The following is a 14651-nucleotide window of genomic DNA, read 5'->3' as shown; positions in this document are numbered from 1 at the left end:
TTGTTCCTGAGTATGAATAAGCAAACAGGCTGAATAAAATCAGCCTGTTATCATATATTAGCGTGTTTTCATATTCTAACCTAGCAGCGGTTTAAGGAACCTTGCTGTATGTGAGCCTTTCACTTTCGCTACATCTTCAGGTGTTCCTGTTGCAATGATTTCACCACCACCGCTACCGCCTTCAGGACCAAGATCGATGATCCAATCTGCGGTTTTTATTACATCTAAGTTATGTTCGATCACCACAATGGTATTACCTTTATCACGCAATTTATGCAGTACTGTTAATAGCTGCTGAATATCGTGGAAGTGTAATCCGGTTGTTGGTTCATCCAGAATATAAAGTGTCTTTCCGGTATCGCGTTTCGATAACTCTTTTGCTAGTTTAACACGTTGTGCTTCACCGCCTGATAAGGTTGTCGCCGCTTGACCTAAACGAATATACGATAAACCAACATCCATTAAGGTTTGTAACTTTCTTGCAATAGCGGGAACCGGATCAAAGAATTCTCGTGCATCTTCAACCGTGAGCTCTAACACTTCATCAATGGTTTTACCCTTATAGCGGATCTCTAAGGTTTCACGGTTATAACGCTTACCTTTACAGGCATCACAAGGTACATAGACATCTGGTAAGAAGTGCATTTCAACTTTAATAACACCATCACCTTGGCATGCTTCACAGCGACCACCACGAACGTTAAAGCTAAAACGTCCTGGTTTATAACCACGGGAACGGGCTTCTTGAGTGCCTGAAAAAAGCTCACGAATCGGGGTGAAAATACCTGTATAAGTGGCAGGATTTGAACGCGGAGTACGACCAATCGGGCTTTGGTTAATGTCGATAACCTTATCGAAATGTTCTAGATCTTGGATCTCACGATACGGCGCTGGTGTGCCTGTCGTTGCACCATTTAATTTGTGATGAGCAATTTCAAAGAAGGTATCGTTAATAAGCGTTGATTTACCTGAGCCAGAAACACCGGTAATACAAGTAAATAAACCAACTGGAATCTCAACATTGACATCTTTTAGGTTGTTACCCGTAGCGCCCAGTAGTTTAACCGTTTTTTCGGGATCAAACGGTGTTCGCTCAGCGGGGATTTCAATTGCTTTTTTCCCACTGAGGTATTGTCCTGTTAACGATTCTTTTGATTTTAAGATATCTTTAACGCCACCTTGCGCAATAATATTACCACCGTGAACACCTGCGCCAGGACCAATATCAATCACATAATCGGCTGCACGAATGGCATCTTCGTCGTGTTCCACCACAATCACGGTATTTCCTAAATCACGAAGGTGAATTAAGGTTTTGAGTAGTCGTTCGTTATCACGCTGGTGGAGACCAATGGAAGGCTCATCTAAAACGTACATCACGCCCACAAGCCCCGCACCAATTTGGCTGGCAAGACGAATACGTTGTGCTTCACCGCCAGATAAAGTATCTGCACTTCGAGATAGGCTCAGGTAGTTTAAGCCAACATTGATTAAGAAACTTAAACGCTCGTTGATCTCTTTTAAGATCTTTTCTGCAATTTGTGCCCGTTGCCCCGTTAAAGCTAACTCATCAAAGAATTGGTGCGCGCCACTAATGCTCATTTCACAGATTTGTGGCAAGTTAGTCTCACCAATAAACACATGACGTGCCTCTTGACGTAATCGTGAACCATGACAGCTTGAACATGGCTTAGTCGAAACAAATTTAGCTAGCTCTTCACGTACCGAGTTTGATTCGGTTTCACGGTAACGACGTTCCATATTATTGAGGATCCCCTCAAATGGATGGCGTCTTACGGTAATGTCACCACGATCGTTGATGTATTTAAACTCGATCTCTGTATTGCCAGAACCGTTTAAAATGACTTCTTTGATTTTCTTCGATAGCGAATCAAAGGGCGCTTCAACATCAAATTTATAATGCTCAGAAAGTGATTTAAGCATTTGGAAATAATAAAAATTACGTTTATCCCAACCGCGTATAGCGCCGCCAGATAAACTTAATTCGCCATTTTGAATCACCCGTTCGGGATCGAAGTACTGCTGAACACCAAGCCCATCACAAGTACCACACGCACCGGCTGGGTTGTTAAACGAGAACAGGCGTGGTTCAAGCTCTTGCATACTATAACCACAGTGTGGACAGGCAAAATTGGCAGAAAATACCTGCTCTTCACCTTCTTCACCAGACATCGGTGCTATCACTACATTACCGCCTGATAGCTCTAAAGCGGTTTCAAACGATTCGGCTAAGCGGATCTGTAGATCGTCACGAACTTTGAAGCGATCAACGACCACTTCAATAGTGTGCTTTTTGTGAAGCTCCAATGTTGGTGGATCGGAAAGATCGCAAACTTCACCATCAATGCGGGCACGGATATAACCTTGAGCGGCTAAGTTCGCCAGCGTTTTAACGTGCTCACCTTTACGCTCTTTAATGATAGGTGCCAGTAGCATTAGCTTACTGCCTTCTGGCATGGCTAAGACTTGATCGACCATCTGGCTCACAGTTTGCGCCGCAAGAGTAATGTCATGAGTTGGACAGCGAGGCTCACCGACACGCGCGTACAATAAACGTAGATAGTCGTAAATTTCGGTAATCGTACCAACGGTTGAGCGTGGGTTGTGCGAGGTCGATTTCTGCTCGATAGAGATAGCAGGTGAAAGCCCTTCAATATGATCGACATCAGGCTTTTCCATTAAGGATAAAAACTGACGCGCGTAGGCAGAAAGAGATTCAACATAACGACGTTGGCCTTCCGCATATAAGGTATCAAAAGCCAGAGAGGATTTCCCCGAACCTGATAACCCTGTGATAACGATGAGCTTATCGCGGGGGATCGTTAGATTAATATTTTTAAGGTTATGGGTGCGAGCACCCCTGACTTCGATGTTATCCATATCAGTGATGATTCTTTTATTTTATTTAACGACTAGTATTTCACAGCGGATCATAATGAGCAAAAAATACTGAGTAAAAACACAGTAAAACGGATAAAAAAATCCCGCGGTTAAGCGGGATTGTGTGTTTATTTCTTGCCAGTTTGCTGTTTGGCTAGCTCTTTATGTTTACCTTTTTTGTAAACATGTTCAAAACAATAGTTAGTTGCATCGATATAGCCTTCAACGCTACCACAGTCAAAACGTTTACCTTTAAACTTATATGCTAATACACAGCCTGTTTGTGCTTGTTGCATTAGGGCATCGGTAATTTGGATTTCGCCACCTTTACCGGGCTCTGTTTGTTCAATAATGTCAAAGATGTCAGGCGTAAGAATGTAGCGACCAATAATTGCTAAATTACTTGGCGCAGTACCGGGCTCTGGTTTTTCTACCATATTATCAACACGGAATAGATCGTCACGTAGCATTTGACCTGAAATCACGCCGTACTTATGTGTCTCTTCTTCTGGCACTTCTTCAACCGCAACAATGGAGCAGCGAAATTGCTTATAAAGCTCAGCCATTTGCGCGAGTACGCCTTGTTGTTCTTCATTGGTTACACAAAGATCATCGGCAAGTACTACAGCAAAAGGTTCGTTACCCACAAGCTCACGCCCTGTTAGGATTGCATGACCTAAGCCTTTCATTTCACGCTGACGAATGTAAGTGAAATACGCTGAATCAATAATGTCGCGAATATCAACCAATAGCTCTTCTTTGTTAGTACCACTGATTTGATGCTCTAACTCATAGTTCTTGTCGAAGTGATCCATCAAGGTGTTTTTACCACGACCCGTTACAATACAAATACGGTTCATGCCTGCTTGGATTGCTTCATCTACGCCATATTCAATTAATGGTTTGTTAACCACTGGCATCATTTCTTTTGGCATTGATTTGGTTGCGGGTAAAAAGCGCGTGCCGTAACCAGCGGCAGGAAAGAGACATTTTTTTATCATGGTACATCCTAGTATGTATATAGAGTTATCACGTTTTATACTGCTATATTATTAGAGACTTAATGCATATATCAGTAAATAGAGCACCTTTCTTTTGAAATGCGAAAGGCTTCATTATTTGTGACTTTAAAGCTTGTTATTTCAGATCGTAGACACGAACATAATCGATTAAAAATTTCTGTGGGAAAATAGAGTCATCAATCCCTTGCTGTCCTCCCCAGCCACCACCGATAGCGAGGTTTAATATCAAGTACATTGGCTTATCAAATGGCCAATCTTCACCGTTACGCTGCTGGGTATGATAAAGCTTACCGTCGAAGTAGAAGCGAACTTCATTGTCATCCCACTCGGTAGCATAGGTATGGAAACCATCTTCTAACTTGTTGTCTTGAATAACACCGGGAATAGAGTTGCCTAAGGTTTGGTTACGATCAGATTTATGAGTGGTGGAATAGGCAAAATGAGGGTTGTAGCCAACATATTCCATGATGTCTATTTCACCACATGCAGGCCAACCTACGGTTGAAATATTATCACCTAGCAACCAAATCGCAGGCCATGTACCACGCCCTTGTGGTAATTTCGCTCGTACTTCAACGCGTTTATGTACCCAAGAATGTTTCCCCGCAGTCGTTAAACTGGCCGAGGTGTAATAAGCATCTTTACGTTGTTGGTGCCACTGTGTGCCGTTGGGATCATAATCAGCATTTGGTACGGTTTCTTTCAGCGCTTCAATCACCAAGTTTCCATTTTCAATACGCGAGTTTTTACTGCTGGTGGTGTAGTACTGATCTTCTTGGTTACGAACAAACTTTGTTTCGTATGTCCAATCTTTAGGGTTCGGACGTGTACCTGAATTGAACTCATCCGCCCAAATTAAACGTTTGTGTTGTTTATCGACAACGTGAGATGAAGTGGCGTATTGCGCGGCAAAGCTATAGCCAGAAAATAAAAGTAATGCGCTAGCGAGAAGTGTTTTTTTCATGACAAAACCTATTTATTAAGTACTCTGTTGAGACGCTTTTTCACTGGTAGCGATAATAATAATGCTGAGTGTGGATATTTAATCATGTCGATAAACGCTGACAGATCTTTGTTTTTTAATTTGGCAACGATCTGTAAATATTTACGTGCCGTATACATATTTTTAGTGCGATAACGCTGAGCTTTTGTTGCGTCGCCATCAAAGTTAAAGCGATTGATTAATTGGGTGTCATATTTTAGTAAGGTATCGATATGTTCGATATTAATAACGCGAGAAATTGACCCTTCACGAATGGTGTAAATATAACCGCAGTAATCAATAACTTGCGCTTTTGCACCAAAAGCGAGGCAATTAGCCAAGAAATAATAATCTTCGCCAATCTTCACTTCTGGCCAATATCGCACTTGATGTTGTTTGATAAAAGCATTGCGAAACAGCGGTTTTACGTAGCCTGTTGAATGCACATCACTGAACATTAGATTAGTTGCAATGAGATGGGCAAGGTTGAAGTTCCCAACGGGCAATTCGGCACTGTTATAAATCGGTGCTGTTTGTACACCATCAGGCGTTTGCTCACAGAAGTTATCGATAATGATATCGCTATCACTAGATGCCATTTTTAGCATGGTAGCAAGGCGTTCTGGTTTCATTGCATCATCAGAATCGACCACTGCAATCCATTCACCTTGTGCGGCTTGAAAACCAAGATTGCGAGCTGCACCCGGCCCACCATTTTGCTTACTAGTGATCACTTTGACCCGAGGGTCGGGATGTTTGCTGACAACTTCGACGGTATTGTCGGTTGATGCGTCATCGACCACTAACACTTCAAGCTCAACGTCGGTTTGCTGCAAAACAGAATTAATGGCTTGAGTAATAAATTGAGCAGAGTTCCATGCCGCCATGACAACGGAAACTTGAATTGGATTTGCCATCTATAGAATCTCGTAATAAGTCAGATCAAGTGTAGCTTTTAACGTTGGCAAATAAGCCGTAAAAGAACCCACAGCCATGGGCAAGATCGCCTAATGAATTGAGAATGCTGCGCTTTGGTAGTATGGCATCAGGCAATAATAGTAATGCGCCTTTTGCTAAGTAAGCTGAACCTTTGAACAGGCAGCGAACATAACTTTTCGCTTGAGAGTTAATGCAAGATTCAATCTGAAGTTCGGTAGCGCCAATGCGAAAACGGCGTTTAAGAGCCCATTTAAGACTAAGGCGTTCTGGACTAATAAACTCACTGATTATCGCGTTTTGTACCCATAATATCTTGCCATCATGACGGCTAACTTGTTGAAATAGTGCTTTATCTTCACCACCAAAAATCAGTTGGTTATTAAATACTAATTGGTTTTGCGCAAAGAAGTTCAGATCAAGTAATACGTTGTTGGTAGCCGCCCAAGAAAGCGTAGTACCATCAGTCAGTTTACGTTCATGGTAAACCTTGGCTGCGGTATACAAGGTTTCTGTGTTGTCGGGATAAATCGGAAATTGTGGCCCAGTAGTGACTTGTACATTGTGATCTTGCAGAGCAGAGAATAGCGTGAGGATCCAGTTTGGATCTGCGATTGCGTCATCGTCAACAAAGGCTAAATAATCAAACCCTTGCTGTTGACCGAAGCGTAACCCGTTATTACGTGCGAAAGGGATACCTGCCGTAGTTTCCAATTGATGATGGATAGTAAAAGGGGCGTGCTGATACCGAGCAATCGCCTCAACTACCGCTTGATTGTGAGTTTTATTATTTTCAACAACTAAAATATCAACGCTTAATGTGTCGTTAATCTTTTGCTGCTGTAGGCTCTCAATGCACTGGCAGAATGTTGCCATACGAGAGCCCGTAGTTAAGGTTGTGAGCAGAACTCTTTTCATAATTTAGCCACGAATAAAAACGAACAAGATCAGTGATTGCTGCCGTATTGAGTAAGATGTTGTTTACCTGATAAACCACTTACCACGCCGAGGTGAAGTGCAACACGTAATTTCCAAAAATACTTTTGGCTGGTTTCTTGGTTTATAAAGCGCAACGTATAGACATAACTAAATCCAGCTTTAGCGCCAGCAAGAAAAATCTGCTTTAAGCGGTTGAAAGTACTTGGATTATCTAGCAGTAACATCTTACCGTGGGTTTGCCCGCAGCGAAAACGACGTTGATACAGCCAGTTATACTCGGTGCGCGCTAATGGTACATGCTCTGATGCTTCAGCCTGCTCGGAAAAAGCAATGGTGCCGCCTTGCATCGTTAGCTGGCGAAAGAAAATCGAATCTTCACCACCAGAGCGACCGTATTCCAAATCAAAGCGCAGTGGGTGCTGTCGAATAAAATCAAGGTTGATTAAGGTGTTACCGGAATTGGCTGTTTCAATTTTTCCATTTGGCGAGATGATCGGTTCTTTTACCGACTGTAAGTCGAGCGCTTTAACCCATTCAGGTGCTTGCTCTGGATACATACCAAGTACAGGGCCTATCACTACATCCGCTTGTTCACGTTGTGCGGTATCAAGATGGGCGCAGAGCCAGTTCTTCACCACAAATTCATCGTCATCAAGGAAGATCAAATATTGACTATAATTGAGTGCCCACTCCAAACAAGCATTACGTGCAATTGAGATATTAGAAGCTGGCGCATGGAGGTAGTGAATCGCTAATGGTGACTGATCGGCATAGCTTTCGATTAAGGCTTTTGAGTTAGCATCTACCGAGTTATCTGCAATCACGATCTGAATTAGCTTACCTTCGGGGATCACGATCTTCGTCAAGCTATCAAGAGTATCAGTGACTTCTTGGCGATGATAAGTACATAAACCGATCGTAATTAAATTAGCATCAATCATGAACAGGCTTCCTTCTTAATGCAGGGAAGATCAATGCAGCACAAAAACCGAGAGACCAACCAAAGTGCATGATCATTGCAGGGATCCCTGAAAGCTTAGCACTGAGTGGGAACTGCTCAGATTTACCCGTCGCGCCGACGATTAAACAGGCGGCGATCCACAATAGAGCTGGTAGCGCGAAGATAAAGTGCCATTCACTAAGCAATAACGCCATGAGTAATACTGGTACCACAGATAATGGGATCAACTGACGTAGTTTAGGGATCGTATTGTGTTTAATACAGTTTGCGGCACGCCCTTTGCCATAGTTGTAGTATTGCTTAAATAGCGATTCTGGCGTTTTACGAGGGAAATAAGTCATGTCCGTTTGGCCCGTTAGCCAAATTTTGTACCCCGCATCGGTTAAACGCTTATCTAATTCTGCATCTTCATTGGCGATGAAGGTTTCATCATAGCCACCCACTGCGCGGTAAGCGGATATTTTCATTAATGCATGGTGACCATGCTCAACCCACTTACCATCGTTTTGTGTGTTGCGGTGTGGTGAGCCACCATTACCCAGTTTAGAGTTTTGCGCAATAGCTGCTGATACTTGGAAAGGCGTATAACCCTCGGTATACATACTGACGACAACAGAATCTGCTTGGTGTTTTTCTGCTTCACTGAGTAAAGACGCGATGAAATCATCTGGGTACTGGCCATGGGCATCAATACGGATGAAGTATTCGTAATCATCACCAAATTGATCCACCGCTAAGTTCATAGCAGCACTTTGGATCTTATCTGGGTTGTGAAGCAATACAATGTGATCATCTTTTTCAGACCAACGCTCCACGATTTCTTGCGTGCCGTCATGGCTGCCACCATCAACCACAACCAGTTTACTGTTGCCTGTTAATGATGGAGAAAAATGCGTTAAAAGATCACCAATATGATCAGCTTCGTTTAAACAAGGAATGATAATTAAACAGCTCAAAATATTACCTTTAAGTCTTAGTTAAAAAGCAGAAATCACTATCGGAAGGTGATTTTTTTATTGGATAAATCAATCGATAAAAAGTGTCGTGAAAACAGCAGTAATAACACGATATAACAACTGAGGAAGAGAATGGCGCTAAAACACAAATTGAAAAACTCGTTATTAAACGGCATCAGAGTTAAATTTATCGCCGCACATGCGGTGATACCTAACGCACTGTAAATAGGCCATAAACTTTTTAAATAGCGGTAAAACGAGGTGTTAATTTCACTGGTTACCAAATAGGTGGACGTAAAGAAATACAGCGCATTAACACCTAAGAAACTCCATAACACGGCGTGAATATTAATAGTAGAAGCAAAGTACAATGTCGGCAGATAAATTACCGCAATGATCATTTGCACTCTAAACCACAAGCGTGATCGGTTAGTCACGATAATCGCAGTTTTATTGATCATGCTGTAAGAGATAAACAAAAAGGCGATACAGAAAAATTTGAAATAACCTGCCGAGGTGATCCACTTTTCTGAGAATAAGAAATTAAAGATCGTCTCAGAATAAATAAAACCATAAACAAACAATGGAGAGGTGATCGCCCCTGTAATGAATAAAGCTTGGCGGATCGCCCGTTGTAAGCTTTGTTGATCGTTTTGACTGTTTGATAAATACGGCAGTGACATGTCATAAGACGTACCGGTTAAAATATCGTTGATGATATTCGATAGACGTTTGGCGATGTTGAAAAAGCCTAAGTCGTATTTACCGATATTGCTACCAATCACAAAGGATTCAAAGTGTGTTGAAATGCTTTCAACGGTTGTGATTAGGGTGTTATATAAGCCAAACTCCCACGTATCTTTAATTAAGCTCCAGCGGAATGACCAGCCCAACATTTTACGTGTCGGAATATAGACGGCGAGCAAGTTGAAAATCGAAATAATGGTTTGCGATAGCACCAGCGCCCAAATATTAAAATCAAAGTAGAGCAAACTTAGGATAGTCACGGCTGAAACCATCGCACCTAAAATAGTGCGATAACCCAAAGCTTTGTATTTTTGCTCACGGACTAACATAAAGGTGAGAGTGTGTCCTGCAGCATCAAAGGGCATTTTTATCGCCATTAAATAGAAAGCGAGATTAAATACCTGAGACTGAAAGCTAAATAGATTTAAAGAAATAACAAAGCAAGCGATCAGTGCAAAGGCTAATCCCGATAAACTAAGAAACGCTAAAATGGTACTGAATTCACGTTTGCCAAACTCTTGGTATTTAACAATCGCACTTTGCCAGCCCGAAGGCAGAAAACTTGAAATAATATAAATAATGGATAGTGCCAGTGCGACTAAGCCAAAGTCTTCTGGCGCTAAAATTCTGGCTGTATAAGTAAATACAGCAAAGTTAATGATTGGTGGAAATAGCTTACTGGAAAACAGCCATAACATACCGGATACAGACGATTTCGACATAGATAGTTTCTTTGCTGTTTAATCGAAGAGAGACGCTAATTAAAGAGATGCAACAAGTTGAGATACTTGCTGCATCAAAGGGGGATAATTAGTCGAATTTACCGTCAGTGTCTTTAGACCAACGTGCTAATGCGGTTTCTAGATTGCCAGGTAATTCGATGTGGTTTTTAACTAACCAGCCAGGGTAAACATTGGTTGAGCGGATCAACTTCATCACCCGATCAGGGTGAATACCAATATTTAAGAAGTTCACAACTTGAAGTAGTTTTGCGGCGGTTAATACCACCAATTTTGGCACCATATAGACTTTTACGTCTGGGAAGTGCTCTGCTTTAAATGCCTCTATGATTTGCTCTAGGGTATAACGATCTGGGTAAGCACCATTAAACAGTTCAAACTTATTTTCAGTTGCACGCGCTGTTTCAATCGCAAAGATTAAATCTTCAACATAGATACAGGCTTTAATCGTGTCTTTACGACCAGGGTAAATAAAGAAGCCTTTACGCATCATTGTAGCAAGACGAGTAAAGTTGCCACCTTCTCCAGGACCAAACACCACAGCAGGACGAACAATAGTTAGTTGATGCTCACTATTGCGTTCAAGCCATGCTTTATGGATTTGTTCAGCCAACATTTTCGAGTAACCATAGGCTGAGTTTGGCGTTAATGGGCTATTTTCATCTTTTTGCTCTTCACCTGGACCGTATGGTGAAATAGAGCTAGTAAATACGATTTCTTTAATATTATTACGTTCAGCAAACTGACAAACGTTATTGGCCCCAGCAATATTGGTTTCGTAGTACTCGTGAGTGGGGTGCCCAGGTGTGGTGTGAATCGCAGCAAAGTTGTAAATACAGTCAATAGGCTCATCAATCACTAAGCCATCAAGGTTTCTAACGTCATGGTTTATGTAAGTAACTTCATCGTGACGCACTTTAGGCTCGCGAATATCAATCGAATAAACCTTCACGCCTTCAGCAATAAATTTCTTGATGTAATGGGAAGCAATGAAACCGGAACCACCAAAAATAGCCACTGTTTTCATGAAAAATTACCTTTATTATTTAATTTTTTTGCTTTTTGAGCACTACTTTCTAGCTCAATCCAGCAAAAACAAAACATGACATGTGCGAGGGTGAATTGGGCAAACCAGTCAACTTCAAGCACACTTCTTGATATGAAAAACACAAAGTACGCAACGGGAATGAAATCACTTTTTTGAAAGTGTCCGCAGGCAATTAAACGAATGTTATAAAGCAGTCGTGCCAGTATCAAAAGGTAGATTGTGAGACCGACATAACCGAAATGTACAGTCCAATGGACAAACATATTATGGAAGTTAAATCCCACCCCCGGTGGTACTAAACCAATCTTCCATACCGCATCGCCGATCGGATTTCCAATCTGGAATATAGCATCATAACCAGCACCTAAAATGGGCGCTTGAGCAATAGCTTTATCACCCTCAGCCCAAATTAGCGTTCGGCTGGTTAAGGTAGGATCTTTCCCTATTTCAACCATAAAGTGGTTAAATTCTGGAGTGCCAAAGATGATATAGACAAAAATGATGACGCACAGTGCGAGCAAATAAAGCAGATTAACGGTCGCTTTTTGTGCGCGTTGGGTGATCGCTAAATTGGAGAAATGATATAAACAAAAGCACGCGAAAATAGAGCCAAAAGAGGTTACTGTCGCGCCCAGTGATTTGGCTTTTAACAGTACTGCAATAGAAAATACTATCGATAACAGCCCGATAATTTTCTCAATTTTATTTTTAGCGAGGGTGTAAAATAAGCCAAATCCCACGAAAAAACCAATTGAAGCGGTTTGCGCTAAAAAGTTCTTACTACCTAGATAGCCAATTAAAACAGTTTCTCCTGTCATACCGTTCGTCTCTACCCGATTAGAGACTAAGCTAAGCGCCATAATAATAATGACACTGCTTGATAAGCCGACAAAGAACTGTTCTTTTTTGATGTTATAGGCAACGGTAATACCTATCACCGTTGTTAAGATAAATTGAATTGATGAGCGAAATGTCGCTTCTGGATATTGTGACCATAATACGGAAAGCAAAGCTAATATCGGATAAGCCATTACTATCCAATTATATTGGATACCTAATAATGTACGGTGAAGATGGAAGATAATAACGGTGCCACCGACAAGGATAAATAAGAGAGCGGCTACCGAACCTAGAAAGGTATTCCAAACCAGTGCTGAGGTGATAAGGAAAGAGGCGGTAATACCTATTGCAGTATCTTTTTTAATTTCAAGCATCGTTATTATTTAAAGCGAGCGAATAACAGAGAGTTAACCGCCCGCTAAACCTTTTTAAATAGCGGTTACATCACTTTATTGAGCATAGCGGCATCAATATTGATCCCATACGCACTGAACTTATGTATCGCTTGCTCTATGTCATTACGTTTGGTTTTATTCGCAGCGATAGTTAAGAGATTCACATCTGATATTTTTGCCACAATTAAGGCATCGCTACTGATAAGACAGGCTGGCGCATCGATAATGATCTTATCAACATGCTGTTTTAATTCATCAAGTACAGCGTTAAAACGCGGTGATGAAAGCAACTGCTGGGGATCGGAAACGGGCTCCCCAGCATCAATGACAAGCAAGTTATCGAGGTGAGATTTTGCCATAAGATCATTGATAGAAAGCGTATTATTGAGTAAATCACTTAATCCTTTAGGTGTTGATAGCGCCGTTCCACGGTTATGAAGATCAACATGGATCAATGCTACTTTCTCTGTTTGTGCTAATGATTGTGCCAGATTAACGGCAAGTGTTGTCTTACCTTCATTTGCGAGTACTGATGTGATCATCACGGTACGTTGATCTGGGGTTAATGCTAAATTTAATGCGGTTCTTATGTTACGGATCCCTTCAAAGAAAGCGGGTTTTTCTTTGATATTTAGCGTTTGTTCATCAATAGGACCTTTCTTTTTCGCTAGACGTTTTACAAACGGGAGATCACCTAATGAAAAGAGTGCGAAGTAACGTTCGAACTCTTCTGATGATTCAACCGTTGTATCGAAGAACTGGATAGCGAAAAGAATACAGAGTGCTAAGCCAAAGCCAACAATACCTGCAATCAAGACATTCTTTTTAATATTAGGGCCAGACGGATAAGCTTTTAATGCGTAGTCCGTAAAGTGGGCAATAGAATCTTTGTAGTTATCTGTCGCAAGTGTTTCTTTTTGGCGATCAAGAAAAGCTTGAAGTAGTCGCTTATTGGTATCCACTTCTTGTTTTAGTGACTGATAATGTAACTTTTTAACGGCAAGTGATTGGAACTCTTCTTTTTTCTTGTTTATTTCAGCGGTGAGCTCTTGTTCTTGGCGTTGGTTGCTTTCAAGTTCTTTATGAATACCTTCAACTAAACGTTTAAGCATGCGATCTTTACGCGCCCTAATAGTTCTTAGTTGAGATTCTGCTTCAAGCATTTTTTCATGTTTAGGACCGTAGCGTTTTGATAGCTCAGCAACTACATTTTCAGCATCTGTTTCCGCGTTAGTGATGTCTCGAATTTGTGGGTGATTGGAGATTTCACTGATTGAATCTATTTGGTTGTAACTAAGATGACGATTACCTCTTAGTGTGGTGTAAAGAGACTCTGTTTGTAAGCGTTTATCCGTCACTGCCGCTAACCGATTGGTTAAGTTAATCAATTCACTATTAGCAAGTTCATCAACCGCAATCGTATTAACCAATTTCTCTTTGGCTAAGTAGTCCGTAAGCTTTTTCTCAGAAGTATTAAGTTGCGCTTTCAATTCGGTTAAACGTGAGGTTAACCAGTCAGAGGCTTTTTTATTTGTCTCTTCATTAATATCGACATAATAATTGATGTAAGCCTGACCTACAGCATTGGCAATATTGGCTGCTAAAGTCGGATCTTTAGAGGTGTATGTCACCATCACTAATTGGGTTTTATCAACGGGTGTAATCAATAAGTTTTTAGCAAAAATCTGTAATGCTTTTAATTGTGCAGGTGTGGTGTGAGTCAAACTATCATTAACACTTACACTGCCATCCGAAGGCTGTTTTAAGTCAATCAACCACTGTTTAATTTTTGCTTTTATTGAACTGTGTTGTGATGTATCCGTCCCCATAAACGCAGTATTATTCGTGAGATCTAAATTCGAGATCACTTTTGCGGCAATGACGTTGGAACGCAATAATGCATATTGTGTGGCATAAAATTCTTTTTGCGTAGGATCGTAATTGGGTAAATTTTGAAGTGAAATCGGTTTTAGTGGTGTTGCATCAATCATTAATGTAGAAGTTGCCGAATAAGAGTTCGTTGCTAACGGGGACTTCAAAAAGGCTAAGGTACAGAAAACCACGGTCAGTAAAACAATCCACTGCCAGTTATTTTTGATGCGATTAAAATATTTAGAGAAATTAATCGTTTCGTCTTTTACAACCAACTCTTCTGGTGATTTAAATAACATATTAATTTGACTC

11 protein-coding genes are annotated in these 14651 nt (G+C 41.1%); all 11 read right to left on the bottom strand.

Features of this window, described 5'->3' with window-relative positions:
- Window positions 1-75: 75 nt before the first annotated feature.
- Window positions 76-2901, bottom strand: a complete 2826-nt coding sequence (uvrA, locus tag BTO08_RS11685) for an excinuclease ABC subunit UvrA (protein WP_105061062.1) — start codon at window positions 2899-2901, stop codon at window positions 76-78.
- Between the two features lie 128 nt (window positions 2902-3029).
- Window positions 3030-3902, bottom strand: coding sequence for a UTP--glucose-1-phosphate uridylyltransferase GalU (gene galU, locus BTO08_RS11680; protein ID WP_105061061.1), 873 nt, complete (start codon window positions 3900-3902; stop codon window positions 3030-3032).
- Window positions 3903-4038: 136 nt separating this feature from the next.
- Entirely contained in the window at window positions 4039-4887 is an 849-nt protein-coding gene (locus BTO08_RS11675; protein ID WP_045153194.1) for a glycoside hydrolase family 16 protein, read from the bottom strand.
- An 8-nt stretch (window positions 4888-4895) separates the two neighbouring features.
- Entirely contained in the window at window positions 4896-5822 is a 927-nt protein-coding gene (locus BTO08_RS11670; protein ID WP_105061060.1) for a glycosyltransferase family 2 protein, read from the bottom strand.
- Between the two features lie 25 nt (window positions 5823-5847).
- A complete protein-coding gene (locus tag BTO08_RS11665; RefSeq protein ID WP_105061059.1) occupies window positions 5848-6759 on the bottom strand; it encodes a glycosyltransferase in 912 nt (303 codons plus the stop codon).
- Window positions 6760-6788: 29 nt separating this feature from the next.
- Window positions 6789-7721 carry a glycosyltransferase family 2 protein gene (locus BTO08_RS11660; protein WP_105061058.1) on the bottom strand — a complete coding sequence of 311 codons (933 nt, stop codon included), beginning with the start codon at window positions 7719-7721 and terminating at the stop codon, window positions 6789-6791.
- Entirely contained in the window at window positions 7714-8697 is a 984-nt protein-coding gene (locus BTO08_RS11655) for a glycosyltransferase family 2 protein (RefSeq protein ID WP_105061057.1), read from the bottom strand. Before BTO08_RS11655 ends, BTO08_RS11660 begins: the two co-directional genes overlap by 8 nt.
- Before the next feature lie 38 nt (window positions 8698-8735).
- A complete protein-coding gene (locus BTO08_RS11650) occupies window positions 8736-10166 on the bottom strand; it encodes an oligosaccharide flippase family protein (protein ID WP_105061056.1) in 1431 nt (476 codons plus the stop codon).
- An 88-nt stretch (window positions 10167-10254) separates the two neighbouring features.
- On the bottom strand, window positions 10255-11211 hold the full coding sequence (locus tag BTO08_RS11645) for an NAD-dependent epimerase/dehydratase family protein (protein ID WP_105061055.1): 957 nt from the start codon (window positions 11209-11211) through the stop codon (window positions 10255-10257).
- Window positions 11208-12446: an O-antigen ligase family protein gene (locus BTO08_RS11640; protein WP_105061054.1), complete on the bottom strand. Its 1239-nt coding sequence runs from the start codon at window positions 12444-12446 to the stop codon at window positions 11208-11210. Before BTO08_RS11640 ends, BTO08_RS11645 begins: the two co-directional genes overlap by 4 nt.
- Window positions 12447-12511: 65 nt before the next feature.
- Window positions 12512-14638 (bottom strand): GumC family protein, encoded by a 2127-nt coding sequence (locus BTO08_RS11635; protein ID WP_105061053.1) that lies wholly within the window; start codon window positions 14636-14638, stop codon window positions 12512-12514.
- Window positions 14639-14651: the final 13 nt, after the last annotated feature.

This window comes from Photobacterium angustum (genome assembly GCF_002954615.1).
Lineage (GTDB): Bacteria > Pseudomonadota > Gammaproteobacteria > Enterobacterales > Vibrionaceae > Photobacterium > Photobacterium angustum_A.
Note: the sequence above shows the minus strand (reverse complement) of the source record. Positions and strands in the feature narration are given on the sequence as shown.

What these genes read in the sequence shown, in the direction of transcription:
- BTO08_RS11665 (WP_105061059.1), bottom strand. Translation starts at nt 6,759, where the DNA reads ATGAAAAGAGTTCTGCTCACAACCTTAACTACGGGCTCTCGTATGGCA.
- BTO08_RS11650 (WP_105061056.1), bottom strand. Translation starts at nt 10,166, where the DNA reads ATGTCGAAATCGTCTGTATCCGGTATGTTATGGCTGTTTTCCAGTAAG.
- BTO08_RS11635 (WP_105061053.1), bottom strand. Translation starts at nt 14,638, where the DNA reads ATGTTATTTAAATCACCAGAAGAGTTGGTTGTAAAAGACGAAACGATT.
- BTO08_RS11675 (WP_045153194.1), bottom strand. Translation starts at nt 4,887, where the DNA reads ATGAAAAAAACACTTCTCGCTAGCGCATTACTTTTATTTTCTGGCTAT.
- BTO08_RS11645 (WP_105061055.1), bottom strand. Translation starts at nt 11,211, where the DNA reads ATGAAAACAGTGGCTATTTTTGGTGGTTCCGGTTTCATTGCTTCCCAT.
- BTO08_RS11660 (WP_105061058.1), bottom strand. Translation starts at nt 7,721, where the DNA reads ATGATTGATGCTAATTTAATTACGATCGGTTTATGTACTTATCATCGC.
- BTO08_RS11640 (WP_105061054.1), bottom strand. Translation starts at nt 12,446, where the DNA reads ATGCTTGAAATTAAAAAAGATACTGCAATAGGTATTACCGCCTCTTTC.
- uvrA (WP_105061062.1), bottom strand. Translation starts at nt 2,901, where the DNA reads ATGGATAACATCGAAGTCAGGGGTGCTCGCACCCATAACCTTAAAAAT.
- galU (WP_105061061.1), bottom strand. Translation starts at nt 3,902, where the DNA reads ATGATAAAAAAATGTCTCTTTCCTGCCGCTGGTTACGGCACGCGCTTT.
- BTO08_RS11670 (WP_105061060.1), bottom strand. Translation starts at nt 5,822, where the DNA reads ATGGCAAATCCAATTCAAGTTTCCGTTGTCATGGCGGCATGGAACTCT.